A 26,190-nucleotide genomic window follows, 5' to 3' on the forward strand; every position below is an offset into this window, starting at 1 on the left:
CAAATGCGGATTTCAGAATTTCGGTTCACGCTCACATTGGTTGGTTTGGTCGCAGCGGGTGCTGCGAGCGCAGAAACGTTCACGAACCAGCAGCTGATCGCGACCCTTGGCCAAGTGTCCGAGGGAGCGCCATCGATCGACGCGGCGCTCCTCGTCGAGGAGGTCGCTGCAAATGTCGGCAAGGGAAGCGATGCGCTGCCGACGTGGTCCCGGCTCGCGGCGATGCCGCAGATCAACGTCGATATCGAGTTTGAACTCAACTCGGTGGCGATCGCACCGGAGTCGTATCGAAATGTCGGCGTGATCGCTGATGCGCTGCATGATCCGAGACTGCTCGGCCACAAGATCTTGATCGTCGGTCACACCGATTCGACCGGCGATGCGAAAGACAATCTCAAACTCAGCGCGGCCCGCGCCGATGCGATCCGGGACGCTTTGAGTACGACATTCGCCGTCGCACCCGACCGGCTGTTCGCGGTTGGGGTCGGTGAGGAAATGCCATTGAACGTCGCCGATCCGAAGGCCGCCGCAAATCGGCGGGTCCAGCTAATCAACGTCGGATTGCTCAAGTAGCGCTGTCTGGAAGGAGCCCATGATGAATATCACCCGTCGAACCCTGACTTTCGCTGGCCTCAGCCTCCTCGCTGGAACCGCAATCTCTCCTGCGTATGCCGAGTTCGGCGAAGGAGGATTGCAGCTCGGTGCGGACCTTGAGGATTTCTGGATCGCCACCGATGCATACATCTACGGCTACCCGTTGGTGACCATGGAGATGACGCGCCGCGTAATGACCAACGTTGCCGAGCTCAAGGGCACGCGCGGCCCAATGGGGCATATCATCAAGCTACGGCAGTATCCGGACTCGTCCTTCAAAGATGTCACCGCACCGAACGCTGATACACTTTACACGACCTCCTGGCTTGATGTCGGCAAGGAGCCCTACGTGCTCAGCGTGCCTGATATGAACGGCCGGTACTTCCTGCTGCCGATGCTCGATGGCTGGACAAACGTCTTTCAGGTGCCGGGCAAGCGGACGACGGGCACGGGGCCGCAGACATATGCGATCACGGCCCCCGGCTGGAGTGGCAAGCTTCCCGACGGCGTCACGAAATACGAGTCCCCGACCAACATCGTCTGGCTGCTCGGCCGAATTTACTGCACGGGAACCCCCGAGGACTACGCCGAGGTCCACAAGCTGCAGGACGAGTTCAAGCTGGTCCCGCTCAGCGCCTATGGCAAGGACTACACGCCGCCTGCCGGCAAGGTCGATCCGTCAATCGACATGAAAACGGCCGTGCGCGACCAGGTGAACCGTCTGACTGCCGTCGAGTATTTCACGCTGCTTGCGGAGCTCATGAAAACCAACCCGCCATCAGACGCAGATGCGCCAGCACTGGAACGGTTTGAGGGCATAGGATTGGTCGCGGGCAAAGATTTTGACGCCAGCAAGCTGAAGGCTGACTTCCAGAAGCGGATCCCGACGGTCGGGTTCGATCGGATCATGTTGCAGTTCAAGATCAACAGCCAGGTCAAGAATATGAATGGCTGGGCATTTACGACCAAGACCGGGCTTTACGGCACCGACTATCTCATGCGGGCTCTTGTCACGGCGATTGGTCTCGGTGCCAATCGCCCGCAGGACGCGGTCTATCCGACGTCCCAAAAGGATGCCCACGAGCGGGCCTATGATGGCCGGAAGAATTACGTCATCCACTTCGACAAGGGCAAGGCGCCACCGGTCTCCGGCTTTTGGTCGATCACCATGTATGACGAGAGCTACTTCTTCGTCGCAAACCCCATCAATCGCTACTCCATCAGCCCCCGACAGGATCTGAAGTACAACGCCGATGGGTCGTTGGACCTTTTCCTGCAGCACGAGTCTCCGGGTGCAGGCAAGGAGTCGAACTGGCTGCCTGCACCGGCCGGCAAGTTCCTCCTGATGCTCAGAATGTATTGGCCGAACGAGAACGCCCCTTCGATCATCGATGCGACCTGGACGATCCCGCCCGTTGAGGTGCGCAGCTAGTGCGTCCGGCCCGTCGTCCAACCGGGACGACGGGCCGGATCGTTCTCACCATTCGAAGGAGAAATACCCATGACCTTCAAAAGAACTGCATTCACCATTGCAGCCTTGGCGGGCTTTGCCCTATCCGCCGGCACCGCGCTGGCACAGGACGCGATTTCGGCTCCCGCCGCGAAGTCCATCGGCGCGCCGAGCAATCAGAAGACCGAGCTGGTTCCCTCGCTGATCGTGATGAATTCCGGCGGTGCGACATTGAAGGGCGATACTCTCACCCTGACGAGCATTTCCGGCAACTCGATCCTGTTCGCCGATCGGCCGGTTCGCTCCGCCGGCCATGCCTTGACCAAGCACTTGCTGGAAGAATGGGCACAGGGCGGCAGCTTTGAAAAGGATCCGCCGAACGCTACCATCTCGGTGCTGAACAAGGACGCGTCAGGTGTCGAAGACGCTGTCGTCGTCCTGAAGGAACCGAAGCTCGAAGGCGCGAACCTGTCGTTCAAGGTGGATGTGCTCGAGGGCGGTCTTTCCAAGGCCGATGGCCCTGCATCGATCTTTATCGACATCATTGGCATGCCGAGAACACCGATGTCCTTTGCAGGCGTGGCACGCCGCACTGCATTTCGGGGAGCATGGTATGCCGGAGCCGCAGCGGGAGCAGCGGCTGCCTACGGCCGGCCCGCTTGTGGCTTCTATCCATATCCTCCCTGCTACTAGGACCCGAGACTTCAATGCGGTTGAAATTCTGGACGATGTCATTAAGTGCGGCGCTGTTGCTCAACAGCGCCGCACTTGCCGCCGATATGGCGCGCACGGTCACTCCTGACGCCAAGGAGATCGAAACGGAGAGTGGCTGGACCTTTGTCTTTGCACCCTATTTCTGGGGCGCGGGGCTATCCGGTGACGTTGCCCAGTTCGGCCTGCCGGCGGTTCATGTGGATACGTCATTCAGTGAAATCTGGGACCATCTCGACTTTGGCGCCATGGCCATAGGAGAAGCTCGCTACGACCGATACTCCGTTTTCGGCGACGTTCTCTACACAAAGATATCCGGCAGCAAAGCGACACCCTTTGGGGTTCTAGCCGATGAAGGGAAGCTCGAAACTGAAGTTTTCAGCGGACTCATTGGCGGTGGATATTCGGTGTTGGAAGATGCGACCGGCCAGCTTGACGTTGTCGGCGGCGCGCGGATTTGGTCGGTCGACACGACGATTTCGTTGCAGGGTGGCTTTCTCGACGGCAGATCGAGGAGCGATGGCGACACCTGGGTCGATGCCGTCGGCGGCCTCAAGGGAAGCTATTCGCTGACCCCGGATGTCTACCTCAGTGGATGGGGTCTTGTTGGGGGTGGTGGCGCAAACCTCGACTGGGACGTTGCTGCAACCGTCGGCTACAAATTCAACGAGACTTTTTCAGCTCTGGTCGGATATCGTGCCATCGGCGTCGATTTCGAGAACGACGGCTTCGAGTTCGACGTCGTCCAACAAGGGCCCATCTTCGGCTTGGTCGTTCATTTCTAGTTCGATGCCACAGACGCGGAGGGATTGGATTGGTCAATTTTTTCCAGAGTTCCGGCAGCGTCGTTCGATGCTCGCTCGGCTCTCTTAGCGCAGCGATGATCCTGACCTTGCTCTGTGCCTGTGCGGGCCGCCCCACGGGCGTGCTCGAACCGGTAACAGCCAATGCCTCAGCAAGTCAGGTCGAGATGCTCGTTGCCACGACCCGTGCGAAAGCAAATAACCCGGGCGAGATGTTCAGCGGCGAGCGCGCTCGCGCGCCGAACTATGCTGACATAACTGTATCCATTCCGCCGGCCAAGGCCCGAAAAGTGGGGGACGTCGCCTGGCCGCGGCGGCTGCCGCCAAATCCTGCGACGGATTTTGCGACGCTGAAGGCCGAGGAAATCGACCGCCGTACGGCAGAACAATGGCTGAGCAACCATGTGCGCAAGACCTCGGACGGCAGCGTTCTGGTCTTCATACACGGGTTCAACAACCAGTTTGACGACGCGGTCTTTCGTTTCGCGCAATTCGTGCATGATTCAGGCGCTCACAGCGTGCCGGTGCTCGCGACATGGCCATCACGCGGCAAACTGCTGGACTACGGCTATGACCGCGAAAGCACCAATTTCACGAGAAACGCTGTCGAAAATTTGTTTCAATATCTGGCGCGTGATCCGCAGGTGAAGGAAGTGTCGATCCTGGCCCACTCGATGGGCAATTGGCTGGCGTTGGAATCCTTACGCCAAATGGCCATTCGCAACGGAGGCCTTCCAGCCAAGTTCAGGAACGTCATGTTGGCGGCGCCGGACGTCGATGTCGACGTTTTCGGCTCGCAGATCGTTGACATGGGCAAGCAACGGCCGCGCTTCACGCTCTTCGTTTCTCGCGACGACCGCGCGCTTGCTGTCTCCCGCCGCCTCTGGGGCAACGTCCCCCGATTGGGAGCAATCAATCCTGACCAGTCACCCTATCGGGAGGAATTGGAAGCGAACAAGATCACCGTTATCGATCTGACGAAGCTTAAGGAGGGGGATAGCCTTCACCACACGAAGTTCGCCGAGTCGCCCGAGATCGTCCAACTGATCGGCAAGCGCCTGTCCGACGGACAAACCTTGACCGACAGCAGGCTGGGGCTTGGCGACGGTATCGTCTTGGCGACGACCGGCGCTGCGCAAACAGTCGGGACGGCCGCCGGCTTGGTCATTTCTGCTCCGGTCGCCATCGTCGATCAAAACACGCTGCAGAACTACGGCCACTATGCCGAGACGCTTGTCGCGTCTGGCAGTGAATCGGAGCCGCATATAGCCAAAAGCAGGTGTAACCCCACCAGCCAGACAGAAGCCAAAAACTGCGATCGTTAGGCTGCTGCAACAATGGCTTGCGCTTGGATGAAAACTCGTCCCCACTGTCCTTGGTAAGCTGCTTGGCGATAGTCCGCCACGTCACCATTGGTTCAACAGGCCAGAAAAACAAAAACTGCTGAGCCACGCGGCCACCCTCGTGATCAACCTCCCAAGGTGAGCTCAAGATAGGAGATGTTATGCTGAACGAAATTACAGCTGCTGAACAGATCTCTCGCGTGATTTCGCAGGCGACTGCCCCGGCCTTTCTATTGGGTGCGGTCGCAGCATTCATCTCGGTTCTGATCACGCGCATGAACCGCATCGCGGATCGCAGCAATGTCTTGAGCGCCTTTCCCGAGGGGGACAACAGCCGCAGCCACCTTCAGGTCGTTCTACCGCGGTTGAAACGGCGTGCGAGGTTGCTCAACAAGGCGATTGAATTTGCCGTGATGAGCGGGATATGCACGACAGTGCTTGTCATATTGGCTTTTGCCAGCTCTCTTCTCAACCTCAAGCACGAATATGGTGCGGCGGTCATGTTCTCGATAGCGCTTCTATTCTTCGCCGCCTCCCTGGTTACATTGCTGTTGGAAGTGCGCGCCGCGCTCCACGACCTCGATTTCTATGTGTAGGTGACGTCGAACATCAGGATAGGAGCACCTATCTGAAAGCGCATATCGTTCTCGTCTTTCAGGGCATAGAGGGGAAGCACTATCCGGTCTTCGCTGAATCCCCTTTCCGCCATCGACGGCCCGATAAGGCCATATCTGGCGGTAAATTTTCAGCTAAACGGGCCGCTCACAAGAAGTTCATGGAATCGATGCAACGCGGGTCGACGGTTCTGATCCTATCAAGAGCAAGTTGCCCGGTATCGGCCCATTCGCGGCTAACCTGAAATCCGCTCCATGCAAACTGCCTTTACGAGCTCCTGCAATACCCTCACGCGCTCGACCAGCCAGGCGAGTTCCTCGCTGGTGATGGTGTATTTCGACGAATACCGCGCCTCGACGTAGGCCCGCGACAAGAGCTCGAAGCAGCGCCGTGAAAACCTGTTGTCACGCGGCCATGCCTCGACCAGCCGATTATCCACCCCCTCGGCCTGGGAGCGCAGCACCTTTATCCGATGAGACTTGGGGCTGTAGAGCGTGAGTGTTAACAGGGCACAATGATAGGCACTCTCGGTTGCTTGGTGAAGCATGAAAACGCCGTGACGCCAAATGCCATTCGACAGACCGTATTCAGCAAGTCTCAACGCTTCTTCAGACAACCTATGCCATTGTTCAAAGAAGCTCTTTGCTTCGACATCGGCATCCACCGCCATCAGCGGCTTCGGTTGCGCCAGCGGATGGCCGGGCTCCTCGTAGAGGGGAATGCCGTCTCTGGCGATGTCGACGAAGAAGGGGCGACCGCGGGAAAGCTGGTCGTTGACATCGGCCAGCGTGTGGACGATCGGCACGACCGGGGTTTCGATGCGATGGGCGATCTGCTCCGTCAATAGCCGCTCCTCGATGTTCTCCCAGAGCTCGTGCTCCTCGGCAAAGGCCTTGCTGTTGACGACGATCAGGAGATCGTAGTCGGAGCGATAGCCGCTCAGGTGATCCTCGACCCAGTCGCCGCGGCCATAAGAACCATAGAGAATGACCTTCAGGATCCTGCCGAAATTGCGCTTGGCCGACAGCTTGCCGGCCTGGAAGCGTTCGACCTCGGCAAACAGGATCTCGAGAATCCGCGCCAGTTCGCGCCGCTTCCTGTCCGGCAGGTGTTCGATATGGTCGGTCAGGGTCAAAGCCGCGTCAAAGCCTTCGGTCAGAATCGCATCCATCGTAGCGGTTCCGTCATGATTGCACACCAAATCCTTTTACGGGATTTCTTTCATGGGAACAATCCAAGGATGTGGTCATTGCGCGATACATCTGTACTTAGATGGAATGCTGCGGGCAGCCAGTCCCGCCCGGCCACCGACGGCAGACTTCGAAACCAATCTCGATCTTGGATAAATCAAAGACTGCGGTAAGCGCTGAAGTTTCCGGTGACGCGGCTATCACAGCTAAAAACCCAATGGCTCTGGCGGCGATCCAGGTCGGGATCCGGCCGCCATCAAACGAGATTAATGCGGCGATCATCGCCGCAAAAACTCATCTTTATAAACCGAAGCTCCCGCTCGTTTTCGCTCAACGAGGGGATCCAGCCTTCCATCGTCGAGGAAATCGAGGCTTATTTCGCCAAGATGGAAGAGGGCCGCATTCCCACCAACAGGCGTTCGAGCCACTCCCTGAAGGCATTTAGCGGCGGGTAAGTCGCACGCGACCGTGGCCAAACGAGCCAGTATGCGCCCGAACCCGCTACTGACCTTTTCAAGATGGGAACGAGACGGCCCTCTTTTATCTCTACGTCAGCGAGATAGTCCGGAAGCAACGCAACTCCCAAACCTGAAATCGCCGCCTGGGTCATGGTGCCAAACTGGTCGAACAGCATTCCTGTCAACTGCGGAACGTCAGCCTCCTGAGCCCCGAACCACGTCTTCCAAGCGTTCGGACGGGTCTCCAACTGAAGGAGGTGATAACCAGCGACATCCTTGACGCTCTCGATCGGACGCTTTGCCGCTAGGGCCGGCGAAATGCAGGCAGTCAGTCTTTCATCAAAAAGCTTCAGGTGATCGGCATCGCGCCAGTCGTTGGTACCAAAATGGATCGCGGCATCGAAGCTCTCGGAATCGAAATTGAATCTCCTAAGACGGGTCGCAAGATTGACCGTGATTCCGGGATGATCCGTCAGAAATTCCCCGAGCCGAGGCGCAAGCCAGCGAGTTCCAAACGCTGGCAGTATCGCGAGAGAAAGGGTGCCTCCGCCTGGATTGGTGGTGAACTCCATGCTGGCCCGTTGGATCAAGTCCAGTGCCCGGGTGATATCCTTGCCATAGGCAATTGCTGCTTCGGTCGGAATAAGCTTTTGCCGGTAGCGCTCGAACAACGATCGTCCCAGTTGCAGTTCCAGATTTTGAAGCAGCCGGCTCACTGTACTTTGGGTAAGGTCCAGATCTCGGGCTGCGGCCGACGTCGAACCGGTTCGCAGCACTGCCTCGAAGGCGGAAAGCAAGCTGACGGACGGAACGAAACGTCGTGACCGCATGGGATCCTATGCCTTTTATACATCGTCGTAGAGAGAAATGCCGTTATTCAGCGGACGAGGCAAGCATTATCTGAATAGGTATTGCTACGTGCGTTCCGCACTTGATGGAGATCTCCTTGACCAACGCTCATCCCTCCAATCAATCTCATACCCAGAAAGCTGATCCCTTTGTTTGGAACGACCCCTTCCTGCTGGACGATCAACTTTCCGGGGAGGAGCGGATGATCCGCGACTCGGCCGCCGCCTTTGCCGAAAGCGAGCTTCTGCCGCGCGTGCAGGATGCTTATCTTGAAGAGAAGACCGATCCAGAACTCTTTCGCCTCATGGGCAGGGCCGGCCTGCTCGGTGTGACGCTGCCGGAGAAATACGGTGCAGCGGATGCCAACTACATCGCCTATGGCCTAGTCGCACGCGAGGTTGAGCGCATCGATTCCGGCTATCGGTCGATGATGAGTGTGCAGTCCTCGCTCGTCATGTACCCGATCTTCGCCTACGGCTCGCAAGAGCAGAAGGACAGGTATCTGCCGGGCCTCGTCGCGGGCGAACTGATCGGCTGCTTCGGCCTGACCGAGCCGGATGCTGGCTCCGACCCCGGTGGCATGAAGACCCGCGCCGAGAAGATCGAAGGTGGCTACCGCCTGCGCGGGTCCAAGATGTGGATCTCCAACGCGCCGATTGCCGACGTCTTCATCGTCTGGGCGAAGTCGGAAGCGCATGACGGCAAAATCCGCGGCTTCATCCTCGAGAAGGGTATGAAGGGCCTGTCGGCGCCAAAGATAGGCGGCAAGCTGTCGCTACGCGCCTCCATCACTGGCGAGATCGTGCTCGACGGTGTCGAAGTCGGCGAAGAGGCATTGCTGCCTGGTGTCTCCGGCCTCGCCGGCCCCTTCGGTTGCCTCAACCGCGCCCGCTACGGTATTTCCTGGGGTGTGCTGGGCGCGGCCGAAGACTGCTGGCTCCGCTCCCGCCAATATGGCCTTGATCGCGTCCAGTTCGGAAGGCCGCTCGCAGCTACCCAGCTTTTCCAGAAGAAGCTCGCCGACATGCAGACCGAGATCGTGCTCGGACTTCAAGGTTCGCTTCGCGTGGGCCGCCTCCTGGACGAACACAAGTTCGCCCCGGAAATGATTTCGATCGTCAAGCGCAACAACTGCGGCAAGGCGCTTGATATCGCTCGTCAGGCCCGTGACATGCATGGCGGCAACGGCATTCAGATCGAATACCATGTCATGCGGCACGCGCAGAACCTGGAAACGGTCAATACTTATGAGGGAACGCACGATGTCCATGCCTTGATCCTCGGGCGGGCGCAGACCGGGTTGCAGGCATTTTTCTGATGGCCGACCGCAAAACCACCGCGCTTGCCGGACTGAAGGTAGTAGAACTGGCCCGCATCCTTGCGGGACCATGGATCGGCCAGACGCTGGCCGATCTTGGCGCGGACGTGATCAAGGTGGAAAGCCCACAGGGCGATGATACCCGTTCCTGGGGACCACCTTTCATCAAGAGGCCGGACGGCAAGGGTGGCACGGAGAAAGTGGCCGCATACTTCCATGCCGCCAATCGTGGCAAACGCTCGATCGTTTGCGATTTTGCCGTCGCCGCCGATCTGGAAAAGCTCAAGGACCTTATCGCCGAGGCCGATGTCCTGGTCGAAAACTTCAAGGTTGGAGGTCTGAAGAAGTTTGGTCTCGACTATGAGAGTGTGGCAAAGCTCAATCCGCGTATTGTCTATGCGTCCGTAACGGGCTTCGGTCAGACCGGACCACGGGCAAGCCATCCCGGCTACGACTTCCTCATCCAGGGGATGTGCGGCATTATGGACCTTACCGGCGAGCCGGAGAGGGAGCCCCAGAAGGTCGGTGTCGCCTGGATCGACATCTTCACCGGTCTCTATGGCGTCATTGGAATCCAGGCAGCGCTCGTTGAACGTGAGCGCTCCGGCAGAGGGCAGCAGATCGACCTGTCGCTGATGGATACGGGCGTTGCCGTGCTCGCCAATCAGGCCATGAACTATCTCGCCGGCAATAATCTGCCACGCAGATTGGGAAACGCGCATCCGAACATCGTGCCTTACCAGGTCTTCCCGGCCGCCGATGGCCATATCATCATAGCCTGCGGCAACGACCGGCAGTTTACCGCGCTTTGCGATGTGCTGGGACTGGGCGGCTATTCAAGCGACCCCGCCTATGGGTCCAATGCAGCCCGCGTCACGAACCGGATCGCGCTCTGTGAGGCCATTGCCGAAGCCACAAAGTCGCGGGCGAAAGCAGAGCTCATTGCGGCTCTCGAGAATGCCGGCGTTCCGGGAGGACCGATCAACACGGTCGGCGAAGCGTTGAACGATCCTCAAGTCCAGGCGCGCGGCTTGCGGATCGAGCCGGAGGGCCTCCCCGGTCTTCGGACTCCCATCCGTTTTTCACGGAGCTCGCTCTCACTCGAACGAGCGGCGCCGATCCTTGGCGACACGGCGTGGCATTTTTCTCGATCAGATGCAGAAGAGGGATGACATGACCGTACACACAGTGGGCATCATCGGGGCCGGGCAGATGGGCTCCGGCATCGCTCAGGTTTTCGCTGTCACGGGCTTCGACGTTGTCCTTATGGACCAGCACGCCCAAAAGCTAACCGAAGCACTCGCCTACATCGAGACTAATGTCGATAGACAGGTGGCTCGCGGCAAGATCACGTCGGACGCGAAGACGGCGGCACTGTCGCGCATTCGAACGACGCAGAAAATCGAGGAATTCGGATCGAGCGATCTTGTGATCGAGGCCGCAACCGAACAGGAAGCTCTAAAACTGACGATTTTCGAATCGCTGAAGCCGCATGTAAGGCGGGATGCGATTTTGACCTCGAACACATCGTCGATCTCCATTACCAGGCTTGCCGGGAGGACGGCTCATCCCGAACGCTTCATGGGATTGCATTTCATGAATCCGGTTCCGGTGATGCAGTTGGTGGAGCTGATCCGCGGCATCGCCACCAGCGACGACACGTTTCACACGGTGCTTTCGGTTGTAGAGCGGCTCGGCAAGACACCGGTGAGCGCGGCGGACTTTCCGGCATTCATCGTGAACCGCGTGCTCATTCCAATGATCAACGAGGCTGTCTACGTGCTCTACGAAGGTGTGGGATCTGTCCGCGACATCGACTTAAGCATGAAACTCGGCGCCAACCATCCGATGGGGCCGCTCGAACTCGCGGACTTCATCGGGCTGGACACCTGCCTTTCGATCATGGGTGTCCTGAACGATGGATTTGCCGATCCGAAATACCGGCCGTGCCCGCTCCTCATCAAATATGTCGAGGCAGGTTGGCTGGGGCGCAAAACTGGTCGCGGTTTCTATGACTATGGAGCTGGCGAACCAATCCCGACACGATGAGCTGGGCTTCTTAAAGTACGTGTTCAATCGACCAGGAATGAGCTTTGAGGAGAACCTGACGATGGTGACGACACCGATCGGCGTGTCCAGTTTCGAGGAGGATCGGACACCGATGCACGATCTGTTCCCGCGCCTCAAGAAACAGCAAAACCAGGCCGCCGGCACTATGTCGGGCGGTGAGCAGCAGATACTCGCGATCGCACGCGCCATGACCGTCCGCCCGGAATTGATCCATTGGACGACCCTCGCCCGGTCTGGCGCCACTCGCAGTCAAACCCCTCTTCGAACTTCTCTGCGTGAATAGCGGCCATGGGCAAAACCATCTTCCTTGTCGAGCAGAACGCCAACCATGCGCTCTAGACAAAGCCGAGGGCCGCAAAGCCTACCTCGGTCTTCACTGAACGGACACTCGATATGCTCCACAGAAATCTGATCGGCGGCGAATGGGTCGCGGGCGAAGCCTCGCCGAACATCAACCCGGCCAACACGAACGAAACCATTGGCGAGTATGCCCGTGCCAGCGTCAAGGATGCCCAAGCGGCAATCGCTGCCGCAAAGGCTGCCCTCCCGTCCTGGTCGCGCGTGCCAATTCTCCAACGGCAATCCGTTCTGCGAAAAACCAGTGACGAGATCCTGGCGCGTAAAGACGAGCTTGGCCGGCTGCTTGCGCGGGAAGAAGGTAAGACATTGCCGGAAGCAATCGGCGAAGTCCTGAGGGCGGCACAAATCTTCGATTTCTTCGCGGGAGAGGTCTTGCGCCTTGCCGGCGAAACCCTGCCGTCGGTCCGTCCGGATATCGGCGTCGAAATCACCCGTGAACCAGTTGGCGTTGTCGGCATCATCACGCCCTGGAACTTTCCGATCGCCATTCCCGCCTGGAAGATCGCCCCGGCACTTGCCCACGGCAATACCGTGGTATTGAAACCGGCCGACCTGGTGCCGGGTTCGGCCTGGGCCCTCGTCGATATCCTCCATCGCGCCGGTGCGCCGGCCGGCGTCATCAACCTTGTCATGGGACGCGGTAGTGTGGTGGGCCAGACCCTGCTCGACAGCCCCGACGTCAATGCACTGACCTTCACCGGCTCGACCGGAACCGGCAAGCGCGTGGCGCTCGCCTCGATCGAGCACAACCGCAAATTCCAGCTAGAAATGGGTGGCAAGAATCCCTTTGTAGTTCTCGACGACGCCGATCTCGACGTCGCAGTCGAGGCCGCCGCCAACTCGTCGTTTTTCTCCACAGGCCAGCGCTGCACCGCCTCTTCGCGCCTGATCGTCACAGAAGGCATTCACGACCGGTTCGTGGCAGCCCTCACAAGCAAGCTTCAGTCGTTGGTCATCGACGATCCGCTGAAGGCTGGCACGCATATCGGGCCGGTGGTGGACGAAAGCCAACTTTGCCAGGACGTCGACTACATCGCGATCGGCAAGGCCGAATGCGCTAGGCTCGCTTTCGGCGGAGAACGGCTCGAGCGCGAGAACCCAGGCTTCTATCTGCAACCAGCACTCTTTACCGAGGCGACAAACGCCATGCGTATCGCGCGCGAGGAGATCTTCGGCCCAGTCGCTACGGTCATCCGCGTTAGGAACTATGAGGAAGCGCTGGCCACCGCCAATGACACCAACTTCGGACTGTCTTCCGGCATTGCCACGACGAGCCTCAAGCACGCCACGCATTTCAAGCGCAATTCCGAAGCGGGGATGGTGATGGTCAACTTGCCGACAGCCGGTGTCGATTTCCATGTGCCCTTCGGCGGTCGCAAGGGCTCTTCTTGCGGTCCGCGTGAACAGGGCCGCTATGCCGCCGAGTTCTACACCACGATTAAGACCGCCTATACTTTTGCCTGAGGAGATCCCGTCATGAAGATTCTCGTCCCCGTGAAGCGGGTGGTTGACTACAACGTGAAGATCCGGGTGAAGCCGGATGGCACGGGCGTCGAGCTTGCGAATGTGAAGATGTCGATGAACCCGTTCGACGAGATTTCCGTCGAGGAGGCGCTCAGGCTGAAGGAAGCCGGCAAGGCCGAGGAGGTGATCGTCGTGTCGATCGGTCCGGCCAAGGCGGAAGAGACGCTGCGCACCGCGCTCGCCATGGGTGCCGACCGGGCGATCCTGGTGGAGACCGACGATCAAGTCGAGCCGCTCACTGTGGCCAAGATCCTGAAGGGCGTCGTCGACGCCGAACAGCCGGGCTTGATCATCGTCGGCAAGCAGGCGATCGACGACGACTCGAACCAGACCGGCCAGATGCTGGCGGCCCTGCTTGGGCTCGCCCAGGCGACCTTCGCCTCGAAGATCGAGATCGGTGACGGCAAGGCTCAGGTGACGCGCGAAGTCGATGGCGGCCTGCAGACGATCGAGATCAAGCTGCCCGCCGTCGTCACCTCGGACCTGCGCCTGAACGAGCCGCGCTATGCCTCGCTGCCGAACATCATGAAGGCGAAGAAGAAGCCGCTCGACAAGAAGGCTCCTGCCGATTTTTCCGTCTCCACCGCGCCGCGCCTGAAGGTCTTGAAGACCGAGGAACCATCGGGCCGCAAGGCCGGCGTCAAGGTCAAGTCGGTCGCCGAGCTGGTTGAGAAGCTTAAAGTCGAAGCCGGCGTCCTCTAAGGTTCGAGACAGGGAGATATATCCATGGCCATTCTTCTTCTGGCTGACCACGACGGCAGCCACCTTTCCGACCAGACCGCCAAGACGTTGACGGCGGCCGCCAAGATCGGCGGCGACGTCACCATCCTCGTCACCGGCGCCGGTGCCAGGGCTGCGGCCGATCAGGCCGCCAGGCTGTCGGGCGTGTCCAGGGTGCTCCTTGCCGAGGATGCAAGCCTCGCCAACGATCTCGCCGAGCCGCTGGCCGCGCTGATCGTTTCGCTGGCAGGCAGCTACGACACGATCATCGCCGCTGCCACCTCGACCGGCAAGAACGTCATGCCGCGCGTCGCCGCTCTCCTCGACGTCGCTCAGGTTTCGGAAATAACAGAAGTTGTTTCTTCCGACACCTTCAAGCGGCCGATCTATGCCGGCAACGCCATCCAGACGGTGCAGACGACCGACGCCAAGAAGGTCATTACGGTTCGTACAGCTTCCTTCGCACCTGCCGGAGGAAGCGGATCGGTCGCCGCCGTAGAAAGCGTCGCGGTGGCGGCCGATCAAACCCTCTCAACCTTCGTCAGTCAGGCGATCGCCGCCTCCGACCGTCCGGAACTGACCTCGGCGAAGATCATTATCTCCGGTGGCCGCGCGCTTGGTTCGGCGGAGAAGTTCAGGCAAGTCATCCTGCCGGTGGCCGACAAGCTCGGGGCCGCCGTCGGCGCAAGCCGCGCCGCCGTCGATGCCGGCTACGCCCCGAACGACTGGCAGGTCGGCCAGACCGGCAAGGTCGTCGCGCCTGAGCTCTACATCGCCTGCGGCATCTCCGGTGCGATCCAGCATCTTGCCGGCATGAAGGACTCGAAGGTCATCGTCGCCATCAACAAGGACGAGGAGGCCCCGATCTTCCAGGTCGCAGACTACGGTCTCGTCGCCGATCTCTTCGATGTCCTGCCGGAATTGCAGAAGGTGCTACAAACCAGGCCATGACCTCCTCGGACATCAAACGAACCATAATTGACGGTGCTGCCGTCGAAACGTTCAGCTTGACCATGTTCGACTTTGCCGGCAAGGCCGTGTCTTCGTTGGAAGATGTATTTGGAGCGAGTCCTGTTTTTGACCGTCAGAGACCAAGATTGCGCTTGGCTTGCATGAAGCTGCGAGGATCGTTCAGGCAATCGACAGCGAGAAGACGATCGCCACTCAGATAGGACACAGTCAAACTGCCCTCCGTCGCACCTGCCGCGGCGGTGGCTCGGTCATAACCCCGGTTCAGGCCGGCGATCTGCAGTTTCGTCTGATATTGATCGGACCAAAACCACGGACGCGGGCAATAAGGAACTTCCGCTCCGAGGATATTGCGCGCGACATGTTCCGCCTGGTCGATTGCGTGCGGAACCGACTCGATACGGATCAGCTCTCCTTTATGGAAGAATGTGGCGCAGTCGCCTGCAGCCCAGACGGTGGGATCGGATGTCCGGCCGAACCGGTCGACGAGAATGCCGTTATCCGTATCGATGCCGGCGAACGTTGCGAGAGTGGTTTCCGGTTGGACTCCGATCCCGACCACGACCGCGTCACAGGACAGAGACGATCCGTCCCCCAACGCGGCCGCGACCGCCGCACCCTCCGTTTTGAGCCCGATGAGCCCGGTGCCCTCGCGGATGTCGACGCCTTGGGAGCGGTGCAATTCCCGAAAGAAGGTCGCTGTCGGTTCAGCGGCGACGCGGTTCAAGATGCGTGGTGCCGCTTCCACCAGTGTCACCGCTGCGCCGACTTGGCGCGCAGCCGCCGCCACCTCGAGCCCAACATACCCTCCGCCGACGACAAGAAGCCGGGCTCCGGGAACAAACAGCGGCTGCAATCTATCCGCATCGGCCTTGCTCCTCAGGTAGAAGATTCCATCGACACCTTCCGTCATGCGTGCCGGCAGTCGCACCGGATTGGACCCGGTGGCAAGAACGAGATGATCGTAGGATAGTTGCGAACGTGATGTTTCGACGGTCCTGCGGGCGCGATCGATCGAGACTGCGGGTTCGTCGGGCCGTATATCGATCCCCTGCTGCTGGTAGAACGCCTCGTTACGAAGGGACAGGCGCTCGGCCGAAAGTTTGCCCAACAGATAGGCCTTGCTGAGCGGTGGGCGCTGATAGGGCATGACCTTCTCAGCGCCGAGCAGTGTTATCGCACCTTCGAACTTCTCCTGCCTCAGTTTCGCAGCAGCGGCGAAGCCTGCTTGTCCGGCGCCGACGATGACGATACGCGTGGTCATGGTTCACAGTTCTGTCGGGATTCGGATCAATGCGCCATTGAGGCGTGCATCCACCTTGATCTGGCAGCTGAGGCGGCTACCGGGTTCGCGTGCCGCGGCCGTAAAGTCGAGCATGTCGTTTTCGTGCTCGCCGACAGGACCAAGCTCGCTCGAGAGCTTTTCATCGATGATCACATGACAGGTCGCACAGGCGGCCGCGCCATTGCACTCGGCGATGATGCCCGTGACCGAGTTCTGCAGGGCTACTTCCATCAGGCTGAGGCCTTCGGATGCATTGCAGGCAAGCTTGCTTCCGTCCGGAAGGATGAAAGTGATGTTGGTCATTTTGTCTTCCTCTCAACGGTTCCAGGTGACCGGAAGGGTGGTCGGGCCGCGGAAGACCCACCCCTGGATGCGGACCGCGCCAGGATCAGTCAGGCGCAGATTGCGAAGGCGCGCGAACAATCTCGGCACGACGAGGCGTCCGACCATATGGCGCGCGAGCCAAGTGCCGGCGCAGAAATGAGGTCCGGCGCCGAAAGCGAGATGCGATTTCTTTTCCCGGAAGACGTCGAAGCGATCCGGTTCGGCGAACCGGCCAGCATCGCGGTTGGCGGCGCCGACACAAAGACCGATCTGGTCTCCCTCACGCAACCGAACGCCGGAAAAGACGATGTCACGGGTAACGCGCCGCGGATACAGGCCGATCGGTGAGATCCAGCGGATCGATTCCTCAAAAGCCATGGGCCACAGGTCCGGGTCAGCTTTGATCCGCTCGAGCTGATCGGGGTTCTCCAGAAGCCCCAGCACCAGCGTCAGGATCGAGTCGCGCGGTTCGTTCAGGCCGCCGCCGACCGCGACTTTGATATTGGCGTAGATCTGCTCGAGCGTATGTGGATCTTCGGCATGGATCATCGAGGACAGAACGGAGCTGTTCGGATTGTCGCGATGATGGGGCAGGGCGCGGTCGATTGCCTCTTCTACCCCTCGTGCGGCTTCTTCCGCCTTGCGGGAAATCTCCGGATCGGCGGAGTAGTTGCCGGCGCCGTCGATCAATGATTGCGACCACAGCGCCATCGTCGGCCAGTCGACATCGATGAAACCAAGCACCTCCGCCAGCGCCCGACCGGCCATGGGCGCTGCCAGCGCGTGGAACAGATCGGCCGCACCATCCTTCTCAAACGCGGCCATAACCTCGTCGAAAATGACCTCTAGCCGCGGCGCCCAGCAGGATTTGACGGCGCCTGGACGCAATGCCGGCTCGATGGCTTTGCGCTCCCGCGCGTGAGCCTCCCCGTCCTTGCGCATCATGGTGCGGCCCATCACCTTATTGACAAGGGATTGCGGGTTGACCGAGGAGAAGGTCTCCAGGTCTCGCTCCATGGCCATGATGTCGTCGTAGCGGGTCGCGACCATGATATTGGCCGCTTCGATCCTGACGATGGCAGCCATCTCGCGCGCGCGTTTGTAAGTCGGGTAAGGGTCCGTCAGAAGTTCCGCAAATGAGACGTCCGAAATAACGGGCACAGATGTTTGATTGCTTGCGAGCATGTTATCTCCTCCAAACTCGCCCTCCAGCGACTTGCTCGTCCTTGACGTTATAGAGGGACTTTTCTTGCGGCAATTGGATGGATACGATGGAGGCCATCGGATTCTTCGATGACATAGGAGGAGCGATGATTCCGGACGATTTGGCCCAGATCGATCTCAGATCGATGCAGGTGCTTGTGACGGTCCATGACGCTGGGTCGTTTTCAGCCGCGGCCGCGCAGCTGGATGTCAGCCAATCGACGGTGAGCTATGCGATCGATCGCCTTCGCCGCGCCTTCGGTGACCCCCTCTTTGTGCGCCAGGGCAATGGTATTGCCCAGACAGACAAGTGCGGCGACCTGGTATCTCAGGCGCGTGAAATGGTGAACCGCATGCTGGCGATTGCGGTGCCGCAGGAATTCGACCCGGTGACGGCGGAAGGCGCGGTGACACTTTCATGCAATCACCATGAACGTTTCCTGCTATTGCCCGCATTGATCGCGGCCCTACGCGCTGCGGCGCCCAAGGTCGTCCTGAATGTCTTGGAATCGGCGGTCAATGGAAAGCAGCAGTTGAGGGAAAACAGTGCCGATATCGTGCTTGGGCCGGTTCGCATCCTCGGGGAAGGCTATTTCCGCAGGAGACTATTCAGTGACCACTATTCGTGTGTCATGGATGCGGACAACCCGCTGGCCACAGGTGAGTTGACGCTCGATCGCTTTCGGGAAGCGGCTCACGTCGCCGTCACGCATAACGGCCAATGGCAGGCGCTTTACTTCGCTGCGCTGCGCGAACGCGATATCTTTTTGACGCCACAGCTCACCCTTCCGAGCCATGACAGCATCGAACTGATGATCGCCGGCACGGATCTTGTCGCGACCATTCCCAACAGACTGGCGCGTACTTATGGCGGGCGGCTTTGCGTGCGACGCTTTCCGGTCCATATTCCAATCGAAATCGACATGTATTGGACGGAGCGAACTCATAAATCAGGCTTGCATCGCTGGGTGCGGCAGCTTCTGGCTGACGTCACCGCTTCGCGTCTTAATCGGTCCCCGGACGGATGCGATGATGAACAGGAGTTTGAGACACCAATCCGGAGCGACAGCTCATAGACGGAACTCGGATTGGTGCTTTTTTTGACCTCGGAACGACGAGTTGCCGCCATCCTTTCGCCAGACAGGTAAAGAACTCGCCCGACAGTCGTTACTCGGCGGCTACGGTCGCCGGCTTCTTGGTGGGGCGCCGGGTTTCTGTCGTCAATTCTGGAAACAGATGACCTGCATGCTCGATGACGTTCTCGCTTGTTTCGCGGATGTGGCGTTCGATCAAGCTAAGAGCCGTCTCGATATTCCGATCCATGACCGCGTCGACGATCATCTTGTGTTCAACGTCCTTTTCCCGCCATTTCGTACGAAACTGTGACGACATGCGGCGGTAGCGATGCGCACGTTCGAACAATTTCGCTCTCATCTCAAGCAGCACTGGCGAGCCGCAGGCTGCAACAAGCGAATAATGGAATTCACCGTGCACCACGCTCCATTCATCGGAAAGATAATATTCCCGGCCGATGCGTTGCTGGAGCCTCTCCATTCGATGAAATGCGGAGAGAATATTACCTTCCCAAAGGTCATCGCCTTTGCGTATCGCTTTGGCAAGCGCTTCGCGTTCAACGAGCACACGCACGTCCGTGAGATCGTTGAGATCGGCAATCGACACGGGGGCGACGACAAAACCGCGCTGCCCCTCCGCTACCACAAGGTTCTCGGCGGCGAGGCGTGAGAGAGCTTCTCTCAATGTCGAGAAACTAACTTCGTAGCGTTCGCGCAGGCTTTCGAAGCGCAATTTCTCGCCGGGTTTGAGAACGCAATTCACGATATCCTGCCGCATGCGCTGCAGCACGTCGCCGGCTCTCGTCTCACCGCCTGCATTCTGTTGTTCCAAGACTTGCCTCCCGGCACCTCATCGGCTGAGCCGCCATGCGTTTAACACGGAGTGGAGTCTAGAGAAAATTTCGAAAAAATCAATCTTGGCGAAATTTCGCCGTCCTCGCCGAGCTGAGAATTTCCCAAAACCCGTCGGTTCCAAGATTTTCGTAAAACGCTATAATTTCGAAAATATGTTGCACCGATGACATAACTAGGGTATCAGGATCGGCAACGGGCCTAAGGCATCGTGATTTCAAGGGAGGAAAATATGACGCACCTCGTGCACGCCGTCGGGCACATGAAGGTCAACGTGATGGATCCGGATGCGGTCATTCGGGATTCGACCGAAATTCTGGGCCTAAGGGTCTCCCATCAGGACAAGAGTGAGACCTGGCTGAGTTCGAATGGTCGCGCAGCCGAACTGGTGCTGGTCCATAGCGATGAGAATTCCGCCCACACGATCGGCCTTGAGACCCTGACCAGCACCGATGTGGAGGCTGCGGCGTCGCGTGTAGAGGCTGCCGGTTGTCGTCTTCTGTCTCGGGAGCCGAGCCTGTCCTGCATGGACGCCGGCTTTACCTTCGCGACACCGGAGGGCCTGCGTTTTGAAGTCCATACGCCGATCCGCAATGACATTCGGGGCCAGCGCTTTCCGACGAACGGGATCATGCCGCGCCGGATCGATCACATCAATCTGATCTCGCCGGATCCTGTTGCCACGAGGGCGCAGCTTGAGGCCATTGGCGGCATGAAGCTCTCGGAGCGCATGGTCAATGATGCCCTTAGCTGGATGCATGGCGGCAACCGCCAGCACCATATCCTTGGCCTGGTCAAGGGGACCGCGGCCGGGTTGCACCATGTCTCGTTCGAGTTCCCGGAGTTCAACATGTACTGCCGGCTCGGCGATATTCTCGATCGCTTTGACCGGCAGCTCCTTTGGGGGCCTGGACGACATCGTCCTGGAGACAACACTTACGCCTATTACACCGATGCCAGCGGCATGATGATCGAATGCTCGGGCCCAATGTCGCATATCGCTGACGATGCCCATTTCGAGCCCAACGTCATCACGAATCTGGAGCGGCCCGGCAACGTGCGCGACATGAACGTCTGGGGCACGCCGGCGCCTCTGGAGTGGCGGGAATACTTCCACCCTTTCACCAAGATCGCCTGAACAAATTCGAGGTAAGAGACAATGCAAGAGAAACTCACGTTCATGTCGGATGGACTGAAGCTATCGGCCGTTCTCCATGTTCCGGATGGTCGCAAGGCCGGGCAAAAGCTTCCCGCGTTCATCGTCTGCCATGGCTTTGTCGGCTCGAAGGATGAGAGCCATGCCCAGATCCAGGCGGAAATGATGGAAACATTCGGCTATGTGGCGCTGCGTTTCGACTTCCGAAGCTGCGGAGAAAGCGAGGGCGAGCGTGCGCAGGTACGTTGCTTCGACCAGGTCGCGGATGCCAAGAACGCCCTGACTTTCCTCGCGGGCCGCGAGGAGGTGGATCCGGCGCGCATCGGCATCACCGGTCATAGTTTTGGCGCAGCTGTCTCCGTCTATACGGCGGGTGTGGACGATCGCGTCGCATGCTGCCTTTCCTCCTGTGGCTGGGGTGACGGCGAACGCAAATTCCGCGGCCAGCACCCGACGACGGAGTCGTGGGACAAGTTCATCGGCATCCTCGAAAAGGGTCGCAAGCATAAGCAGGAGACCGGCGAAAGCCTCTGGATGTCTCGCTTCGATGCCGTGCCGATCCCGGAACATCTGCGCAAGAACCTCTCTCCGAAGGCGATCATGGAGATCCCGGTCGAAACCGCATGGTCCATGTACAATTTCCGGGCTGACGACGTCGTCGGGAACATCGCGCCGCGGCCGCTGCTTCTGTTCCATACCGCCAACGACATCATCACGCCAACCAGCGAATCCATCCGCATGTTCGAGAAGGCCGGTCACCCGACCGAGCTCATGCTGATCGATACGACGGCGCATTTTCCGCTCGCGCCAGGTGATGCGCCGCGCACGAAGGCGATGATGAAGGGCTGGCTCGACAAGTTTTTCCCGTCTCCGTTGAGTAGTGCGTCATGAATGGTGCTTCTGAGAAAAAGCTGATCGGCAGCAGCGCATTGGCCGATTTCGCCGCGGCACTGTTGAAGTCCGGCGGTTTCGGCAAGGAATATGCAACACAATCCGCTGAACTTCTGGTCTGGGCCAATCTTCGCGGTGCCGATTCCCACGGTGTTTTGCGCATTCCCCGCTATATCGAGATGGTCGAGCTCGGCATCGTGAAGGGTAACGCCGAGCCTAAAGTGAAGCACGAGTTCGGCGCTATCTGCCGTCTCGACGGCGATCTTGTTCCCGGTGCGGCCGGTATGTCCATCGCCACGAAGAAGGCAGTGGATCTGGCGGTAAAGTTCGGCATCGGTCTTTGTGAAATCTCCCGCACCAGCCATTCTGGCGCTATTGGTTACTTTGCCGAAAAAATCGCCCAGGCAGGTATGATTGGTATCGTCATGTCGGCCTCGAAGCCCTTGATGGTCTATCATGGAGCACGCGGCGAGGGGGTTTCGACAAATCCGGTGGCGATCAGTGCTCCGACAGGGGATGGGCGAAATCCGTTGATTTTCGACATGTCGACGGCCGCCGTCGCGCTCGGGAAAGTCATGGCCGCGAAGGACGCCGGCCACCCGATTCCTCCGGACTGGGGCGTGGACGCCGAAGGGGTCCCGACGACCGATCCTGCCAAGGTCAAGGCCTTGCTGCCAATGGCGGGGCCCAAGGGTTCCGGCCTTTCGCTGATGATTGAGGTCCTCGTGAGCCTACTTGGCGGCAATCCGCTGATATCCGCAGCCCTGTCGGACAAGAAGGACAACGGGTTCAACGGCCTGGCGATTGCTGTCAATCCGCTCGCCTTCGGTCTTTCGCATCCGGTTGCCCAAGACGTTGCCAACTTGGCGCAAGCTATCAAGGCCTTACCCCCCGCTGCCGGCGTCGAGGAGGTATTCCTGCCTGGAGAACGCGGATATCTGATGGCCGAAAAACGAAGCGCCGCAGGCATCCCGATTGCTGTGGGCACCGCCCGGCGTCTCTGTGAGGAGAGTATCAAACGCGGCGTTCCTGTGCCGTCCGAACTGACCTGACGGGCTGGTGTATCGCGCTGTCGCCGACAGTCCACCGGCGCGGACCAGGAAATCCCCACCCGCCTTCCAACCCGGTCACACCTGAACGGGCAGTACCTTCGCGGCGTGCGGCAGCACGGGATGTTCTGATATCGTCAACTGATGGGGCTATGTCCATCGACCCCATGATCACCCACACCATGCTGCTAAAGGGCACCGACACGTGTCTCGAGCTGATGCATGGTCCCGCCAAAGCATCGCAGCATCGTCGTTTATCGATGCGATACAACGTGTTGAAACGGAAAAACGCAGGAGACAGGTTTGCTGATCGGTACCCCAAAAGAGACGCGTGAGGGAGAAGCACGCGTTGGCATGACACCCGATGCTGCGCAAGCACTGCAGAAGCTCGGCTATGACTGTGCCATAGAAACCGGCGCCGGCAAGGGCGCTGGAATATCCGATGATGCTTATCGCGCCGCAGGTGTGGCGATTGTACCCGACGCGGCCACGCTTTATGCGGTCGCCGATGTTATCGCAAAGGTGCGCCCGCCGGAGCGCGCGGAGGTCGAGCGCCTGCGAGCCGGCCAGACGCTGATCTCGTTCTTTTATCCCGGCCAGAACGGTGAGCTGCTGGAGCTTGCGCGGTCGAAAGGCGCCAACCTCATCGCCATGGACATGGTGCCGCGCATCTCGCGTGCGCAGAAGATGGATGCGCTGTCGTCGATGGCCAATATCGCCGGCTACCGGGCGGTGATCGAGGCGGGCAACAATTTCGGCCGCTTCTTCACCGGCCAGGTAACGGCGGCCGGCAAGGTGGCGCCGGCAAAGGTGCTGGTGATCGGCGCGGGGGTTGCCGGTCTTGCGGCAATCGGTGTTGCCACCTCGCTCGGCGCCCAGACCTATGCCTTTGACGTGCGCCCTGAGGTCGCCGAACAGATCGAGAGCATGTGCGCGGAGTTCGTCTATCTCGACTTCGACGGCGCTCAGCAGGACGGCGCGGCAACCGGCGGCTATGCTGCCCCGTCCTCTCCGGAATTCCGCGAGAAGCAATTGGCCAGGTTTCGCGAGCTTGCGCCTCAGATCGACATCGTCATCACCACGGCGCTGATCCCCGGCCGGGACGCGCCGAAGCTCTGGCTTGCCGATATGGTGGCGGCGATGAAGCCGGGATCGGTGGTGGTCGACCTTGCCGCCGAACGCGGCGGCAACTGCGATCTGACCGTCGCCGATCAGCGCGTCGTCTCCGACAACGGCGTGATCATCATCGGCTACACCGATTTCCCGAGCCGCATGGCCGCGCAATCCTCGGCGCTCTATGCCACCAACATCCGTCATATGATCGGCGATCTGACGCCGGGAAAGGATGGCAAGATCGTCCACAACATGGAGGACGACGTCATCCGTGGTGCGACCGTCACCTTCGACGGCGCGATCACCTATCCCCCGCCGCCGCCGAAGATCGCCGCGATCGCCGCGCAGAAGCCAAAGGAAAAGGTGAAGGAGCCGACGCCGGAGGAAAAGCGTGCCGCCGAGGCTGCCACCTTCAAGGCACAAACCAGAAGCCAGTTCGCGCTTCTCGCCATCGGCACGGCTCTGCTGCTCTTCGTCGGCGCATTTGCGCCGCCAGCCTTCATGAGCCATTTCGTCGTCTTCGTGCTGGCTTGCTTCGTCGGCTTCCAGGTCATCTGGAACGTCTCCCATTCGCTGCACACGCCGCTGATGGCCGTCACCAATGCCGTTTCCGGCATCGTCATTCTCGGGGCACTGTTGCAGATCGGCTCGGGCAACTGGCTGGTGATGGTGCTTGCGGCGCTTTCGGTGCTGATCGCCACGATCAACATCGTCGGCGGCTTCCTCGTCACCCGGCGCATGCTCGCCATGTTCCAGAAGTCCTGATCGGGCAGGGGTATCACTATGATGATCGGTATCGTTTCGGCCGCCTACATCGCGGCAGCCATTCTCTTCATCCTCTCGCTTGGCGGGCTTTCCGGCCAGGAAAGCGCCAAGCGCGCGGTCTGGTACGGCATGACAGGTATGGGCCTTGCCATCATCGCCACGGTCTTCGGACCTGATGTCGGCAACTGGCTGGTGGTCGTGCCGATGATCGCCGGTGGCTCGGTGCTCGGCTATTACGTCGCAAGCCGCGTCCAGATGACCGAGATGCCGCAGCTTGTCGCGGCGCTGCACTCCTTTGTCGGCCTAGCTGCCGTCTTCATTGGATTCAATGCCCATATTGAAGCAGCCCATGTCGCGGTCCTCAATGACGCTTCGCGGGCGGCGCTCACCGGCTTTGCCGCAATCCTCGCCCACAAGGAACCTGTGGAACTGTCGATCATGAAGGTCGAGGTCTTCCTCGGCGTCTTCATCGGCGCGGTCACCTTCACCGGTTCCGTCGTCGCCTTCGGCAAGCTCTCCGGCAAGGTGGACGGCAAGGCGAAGAAGCTGCCGGGCGGGCATCTTCTCAACGCCGGTGCATTGGGGCTTTCGTTGGCCCTGCTCGCCCTTTACTTCAACGGCGCCGGCACCTGGACGCTCGTCCTCATGGCGCTCGCCGCCTTCTTCATCGGCTATCACCTGATCATGGGCATTGGTGGCGCCGACATGCCGGTGGTCGTGTCGATGCTGAATTCCTATTCCGGCTGGGCGGCAGCGGCCATCGGCTTTACGCTCGGCAACGACCTGTTGATCGTCACCGGCGCGCTCGTCGGCTCGTCGGGCGCGATCCTGTCCTACATCATGTGCAAGGCGATGAACCGCTCGTTCATCTCGGTCATTCTCGGGGGCTTCGGCACGACGAGCGGGCCACAGATTGAGATATCAGGCGAGCAGATCGCGATCGATGCCGAAGGCGTGGCCGCAGCCCTCAACGATGCCGACAGCGTCATCATCGTGCCGGGCTACGGCATGGCCGTGGCTCAGGCTCAACAGTCCGTCTCCGAACTCACCCGCAAGCTGCGCGCCGCAGGCAAGAACGTCCGCTTCGCTATCCATCCTGTTGCCGGCCGTCTGCCGGGGCACATGAACGTGCTGCTGGCTGAAGCCAAGGTTCCCTACGACATCGTGCTCGAGATGGACGAAATCAACGACGACTTCCATGAGACCGACGTCGTCATCGTCATTGGTTCCAATGACATCGTCAATCCGGCCGCCCAGGAAGACCCGAATTCGCCGATATCAGGCATGCCTGTTCTCGAAGTCTGGAAGGCCAAGCAGGTCTTCGTGTCCAAGCGTGGCCAGGGGACCGGCTACTCCGGCATCGAGAACCCGCTCTTCTACAAGGAAAACACACGTATGTTCTATGGCGATGCGAAGAAGAGTATCGACCAGTTGCTGCCGGCATTCAGGTGAATCTTGCGAGCTGACGCGGGCACACCTTCACTATCGAGTGCTTCCGAAAATTA

Annotated in this window: 24 protein-coding genes and 1 pseudogene; 19 read left to right on the top strand and 6 right to left on the bottom strand. The window is 59.7% G+C overall.

Annotated features, from left to right (window positions below):
* The first annotated feature begins 3 nt into the window (after positions 1 to 3).
* From NBG89_RS33310 to NBG89_RS33335, 6 genes are all read left to right on the top strand, one after another.
* The gene (locus tag NBG89_RS33310; protein WP_431324865.1) at positions 4 to 573 is read left to right on the top strand and encodes an OmpA family protein; all 570 of its coding nucleotides are present in this window, start codon (positions 4 to 6) and stop codon (positions 571 to 573) included.
* Between the two features lie 22 nt (positions 574 to 595).
* Entirely contained in the window at positions 596 to 2,026 is a 1,431-nt protein-coding gene (locus NBG89_RS33315) for a DUF1254 domain-containing protein (RefSeq protein WP_431324966.1), read from the top strand.
* A gap of 69 nt (positions 2,027 to 2,095) precedes the next feature.
* On the top strand, positions 2,096 to 2,737 hold the full coding sequence (locus tag NBG89_RS33320; protein WP_431324866.1) for a hypothetical protein: 642 nt from the start codon (positions 2,096 to 2,098) through the stop codon (positions 2,735 to 2,737).
* A 14-nt stretch (positions 2,738 to 2,751) separates the two neighbouring features.
* The gene (locus NBG89_RS33325) at positions 2,752 to 3,540 is read left to right on the top strand and encodes a hypothetical protein (RefSeq protein ID WP_431324867.1); all 789 of its coding nucleotides are present in this window, start codon (positions 2,752 to 2,754) and stop codon (positions 3,538 to 3,540) included.
* A gap of 95 nt (positions 3,541 to 3,635) precedes the next feature.
* Positions 3,636 to 4,883: an alpha/beta hydrolase gene (locus NBG89_RS33330; protein ID WP_431324967.1), complete on the top strand. Its 1,248-nt coding sequence runs from the start codon at positions 3,636 to 3,638 to the stop codon at positions 4,881 to 4,883.
* Positions 4,884 to 5,062: 179 nt separating this feature from the next.
* Positions 5,063 to 5,497, top strand: a complete 435-nt coding sequence (locus NBG89_RS33335) for a DUF2721 domain-containing protein (protein WP_431324868.1) — start codon at positions 5,063 to 5,065, stop codon at positions 5,495 to 5,497.
* 254 nt (positions 5,498 to 5,751) lie between these two features.
* Here the strand turns inward: NBG89_RS33335 and NBG89_RS33340 are convergent, their stop codons facing one another.
* A complete protein-coding gene (locus tag NBG89_RS33340) occupies positions 5,752 to 6,687 on the bottom strand; it encodes a HEPN domain-containing protein (protein ID WP_431324869.1) in 936 nt (311 codons plus the stop codon).
* 392 nt (positions 6,688 to 7,079) lie between these two features.
* Positions 7,080 to 7,994, bottom strand: a complete 915-nt coding sequence (locus NBG89_RS33345; protein WP_431324870.1) for a LysR family transcriptional regulator — start codon at positions 7,992 to 7,994, stop codon at positions 7,080 to 7,082.
* 221 nt (positions 7,995 to 8,215) lie between these two features.
* Between NBG89_RS33345 and NBG89_RS33350 the strand changes: the two genes are divergently transcribed.
* The 7 genes and pseudogenes from NBG89_RS33350 to NBG89_RS33380 all read left to right on the top strand — a co-directional run bounded on the left by NBG89_RS33350 (position 8,216) and on the right by NBG89_RS33380 (position 14,956).
* Positions 8,216 to 9,331, top strand: a complete 1,116-nt coding sequence (locus NBG89_RS33350) for an acyl-CoA dehydrogenase (protein ID WP_431324968.1) — start codon at positions 8,216 to 8,218, stop codon at positions 9,329 to 9,331.
* The gene (locus NBG89_RS33355) at positions 9,331 to 10,503 is read left to right on the top strand and encodes a CaiB/BaiF CoA transferase family protein (protein ID WP_431324871.1); all 1,173 of its coding nucleotides are present in this window, start codon (positions 9,331 to 9,333) and stop codon (positions 10,501 to 10,503) included. The genes NBG89_RS33350 and NBG89_RS33355 overlap by 1 nt, the downstream gene beginning before the upstream one ends.
* 1 nt (position 10,504) lies before the next feature.
* Positions 10,505 to 11,380 (top strand): 3-hydroxybutyryl-CoA dehydrogenase, encoded by an 876-nt coding sequence (locus tag NBG89_RS33360; protein ID WP_431324872.1) that lies wholly within the window; start codon positions 10,505 to 10,507, stop codon positions 11,378 to 11,380.
* Positions 11,381 to 11,411: 31 nt separating this feature from the next.
* A pseudogene (locus tag NBG89_RS33365) lies at positions 11,412 to 11,737 on the top strand (ABC transporter ATP-binding protein); the annotation flags it as partial.
* Between the two features lie 57 nt (positions 11,738 to 11,794).
* Positions 11,795 to 13,225 (top strand): aldehyde dehydrogenase family protein, encoded by a 1,431-nt coding sequence (locus NBG89_RS33370; RefSeq protein WP_431324873.1) that lies wholly within the window; start codon positions 11,795 to 11,797, stop codon positions 13,223 to 13,225.
* 12 nt (positions 13,226 to 13,237) lie between these two features.
* Positions 13,238 to 13,987, top strand: coding sequence for an electron transfer flavoprotein subunit beta/FixA family protein (locus NBG89_RS33375; protein WP_431324874.1), 750 nt, complete (start codon positions 13,238 to 13,240; stop codon positions 13,985 to 13,987).
* A gap of 24 nt (positions 13,988 to 14,011) precedes the next feature.
* Positions 14,012 to 14,956, top strand: coding sequence for an electron transfer flavoprotein subunit alpha/FixB family protein (locus NBG89_RS33380; protein WP_431324875.1), 945 nt, complete (start codon positions 14,012 to 14,014; stop codon positions 14,954 to 14,956).
* 133 nt (positions 14,957 to 15,089) lie between these two features.
* On the opposite strand, the gene NBG89_RS33385 is transcribed toward NBG89_RS33380, so the two are convergent.
* From NBG89_RS33385 to NBG89_RS33395, 3 genes are read right to left on the bottom strand one after another with little or no spacing between them, the layout of a single operon-like run.
* The gene (locus NBG89_RS33385; protein WP_431324876.1) at positions 15,090 to 16,238 is read right to left on the bottom strand and encodes an NAD(P)/FAD-dependent oxidoreductase; all 1,149 of its coding nucleotides are present in this window, start codon (positions 16,236 to 16,238) and stop codon (positions 15,090 to 15,092) included.
* 3 nt (positions 16,239 to 16,241) lie between these two features.
* Positions 16,242 to 16,562, bottom strand: a complete 321-nt coding sequence (locus NBG89_RS33390) for a 2Fe-2S iron-sulfur cluster-binding protein (RefSeq protein ID WP_431324877.1) — start codon at positions 16,560 to 16,562, stop codon at positions 16,242 to 16,244.
* 12 nt (positions 16,563 to 16,574) lie between these two features.
* Entirely contained in the window at positions 16,575 to 17,768 is a 1,194-nt protein-coding gene (locus tag NBG89_RS33395) for a cytochrome P450 (protein WP_431324878.1), read from the bottom strand.
* Positions 17,769 to 17,893: 125 nt separating this feature from the next.
* Between NBG89_RS33395 and NBG89_RS33400 the strand changes: the two genes are divergently transcribed.
* A complete protein-coding gene (locus NBG89_RS33400) occupies positions 17,894 to 18,862 on the top strand; it encodes a LysR family transcriptional regulator (protein WP_431324879.1) in 969 nt (322 codons plus the stop codon).
* Positions 18,863 to 18,953: 91 nt separating this feature from the next.
* On the opposite strand, the gene NBG89_RS33405 is transcribed toward NBG89_RS33400, so the two are convergent.
* The gene (locus NBG89_RS33405) at positions 18,954 to 19,691 is read right to left on the bottom strand and encodes an FCD domain-containing protein (RefSeq protein ID WP_280951841.1); all 738 of its coding nucleotides are present in this window, start codon (positions 19,689 to 19,691) and stop codon (positions 18,954 to 18,956) included.
* A gap of 252 nt (positions 19,692 to 19,943) precedes the next feature.
* Between NBG89_RS33405 and NBG89_RS33410 the strand changes: the two genes are divergently transcribed.
* The 5 genes from NBG89_RS33410 (at position 19,944) to NBG89_RS33430 (ending at position 26,137) form a co-directional block, all read left to right on the top strand.
* A complete protein-coding gene (locus NBG89_RS33410) occupies positions 19,944 to 20,849 on the top strand; it encodes a VOC family protein (RefSeq protein ID WP_431324880.1) in 906 nt (301 codons plus the stop codon).
* A gap of 21 nt (positions 20,850 to 20,870) precedes the next feature.
* Positions 20,871 to 21,758: an alpha/beta hydrolase gene (locus NBG89_RS33415; protein ID WP_431324881.1), complete on the top strand. Its 888-nt coding sequence runs from the start codon at positions 20,871 to 20,873 to the stop codon at positions 21,756 to 21,758.
* Positions 21,755 to 22,810, top strand: coding sequence for an Ldh family oxidoreductase (locus tag NBG89_RS33420; protein WP_431324882.1), 1,056 nt, complete (start codon positions 21,755 to 21,757; stop codon positions 22,808 to 22,810). Before NBG89_RS33415 ends, NBG89_RS33420 begins: the two co-directional genes overlap by 4 nt.
* A 300-nt stretch (positions 22,811 to 23,110) precedes the next feature.
* Positions 23,111 to 24,685: a Re/Si-specific NAD(P)(+) transhydrogenase subunit alpha gene (locus tag NBG89_RS33425; protein ID WP_431324883.1), complete on the top strand. Its 1,575-nt coding sequence runs from the start codon at positions 23,111 to 23,113 to the stop codon at positions 24,683 to 24,685.
* Positions 24,686 to 24,703: 18 nt separating this feature from the next.
* The gene (locus NBG89_RS33430) at positions 24,704 to 26,137 is read left to right on the top strand and encodes an NAD(P)(+) transhydrogenase (Re/Si-specific) subunit beta (RefSeq protein WP_431324884.1); all 1,434 of its coding nucleotides are present in this window, start codon (positions 24,704 to 24,706) and stop codon (positions 26,135 to 26,137) included.
* Positions 26,138 to 26,190 lie beyond the last annotated feature (53 nt).

This window comes from Rhizobium sp. YTU87027, assembly GCF_050644135.1.
In the GTDB taxonomy this organism is placed as follows: Bacteria; Pseudomonadota; Alphaproteobacteria; order Rhizobiales; family Rhizobiaceae; genus Rhizobium.

Coding starts and splice junctions, on each gene's coding strand:
- NBG89_RS33310 (WP_431324865.1), top strand. CDS start 4: ATGCGGATTTCAGAATTTCGGTTCACGCTCACATTGGTTGGTTTGGTC.
- NBG89_RS33315 (WP_431324966.1), top strand. CDS start 596: ATGAATATCACCCGTCGAACCCTGACTTTCGCTGGCCTCAGCCTCCTC.
- NBG89_RS33320 (WP_431324866.1), top strand. CDS start 2,096: ATGACCTTCAAAAGAACTGCATTCACCATTGCAGCCTTGGCGGGCTTT.
- NBG89_RS33325 (WP_431324867.1), top strand. CDS start 2,752: ATGCGGTTGAAATTCTGGACGATGTCATTAAGTGCGGCGCTGTTGCTC.
- NBG89_RS33330 (WP_431324967.1), top strand. CDS start 3,636: ATGATCCTGACCTTGCTCTGTGCCTGTGCGGGCCGCCCCACGGGCGTG.
- NBG89_RS33335 (WP_431324868.1), top strand. CDS start 5,063: ATGCTGAACGAAATTACAGCTGCTGAACAGATCTCTCGCGTGATTTCG.
- NBG89_RS33340 (WP_431324869.1), bottom strand. CDS start 6,687: ATGGATGCGATTCTGACCGAAGGCTTTGACGCGGCTTTGACCCTGACC.
- NBG89_RS33345 (WP_431324870.1), bottom strand. CDS start 7,994: ATGCGGTCACGACGTTTCGTTCCGTCCGTCAGCTTGCTTTCCGCCTTC.
- NBG89_RS33350 (WP_431324968.1), top strand. CDS start 8,216: ATGATCCGCGACTCGGCCGCCGCCTTTGCCGAAAGCGAGCTTCTGCCG.
- NBG89_RS33355 (WP_431324871.1), top strand. CDS start 9,331: ATGGCCGACCGCAAAACCACCGCGCTTGCCGGACTGAAGGTAGTAGAA.
- NBG89_RS33360 (WP_431324872.1), top strand. CDS start 10,505: ATGACCGTACACACAGTGGGCATCATCGGGGCCGGGCAGATGGGCTCC.
- NBG89_RS33370 (WP_431324873.1), top strand. CDS start 11,795: ATGCTCCACAGAAATCTGATCGGCGGCGAATGGGTCGCGGGCGAAGCC.
- NBG89_RS33375 (WP_431324874.1), top strand. CDS start 13,238: ATGAAGATTCTCGTCCCCGTGAAGCGGGTGGTTGACTACAACGTGAAG.
- NBG89_RS33380 (WP_431324875.1), top strand. CDS start 14,012: ATGGCCATTCTTCTTCTGGCTGACCACGACGGCAGCCACCTTTCCGAC.
- NBG89_RS33385 (WP_431324876.1), bottom strand. CDS start 16,238: ATGACCACGCGTATCGTCATCGTCGGCGCCGGACAAGCAGGCTTCGCC.
- NBG89_RS33390 (WP_431324877.1), bottom strand. CDS start 16,562: ATGACCAACATCACTTTCATCCTTCCGGACGGAAGCAAGCTTGCCTGC.
- NBG89_RS33395 (WP_431324878.1), bottom strand. CDS start 17,768: ATGCTCGCAAGCAATCAAACATCTGTGCCCGTTATTTCGGACGTCTCA.
- NBG89_RS33400 (WP_431324879.1), top strand. CDS start 17,894: ATGATTCCGGACGATTTGGCCCAGATCGATCTCAGATCGATGCAGGTG.
- NBG89_RS33410 (WP_431324880.1), top strand. CDS start 19,944: ATGACGCACCTCGTGCACGCCGTCGGGCACATGAAGGTCAACGTGATG.
- NBG89_RS33415 (WP_431324881.1), top strand. CDS start 20,871: ATGCAAGAGAAACTCACGTTCATGTCGGATGGACTGAAGCTATCGGCC.
- NBG89_RS33420 (WP_431324882.1), top strand. CDS start 21,755: ATGAATGGTGCTTCTGAGAAAAAGCTGATCGGCAGCAGCGCATTGGCC.
- NBG89_RS33430 (WP_431324884.1), top strand. CDS start 24,704: ATGATGATCGGTATCGTTTCGGCCGCCTACATCGCGGCAGCCATTCTC.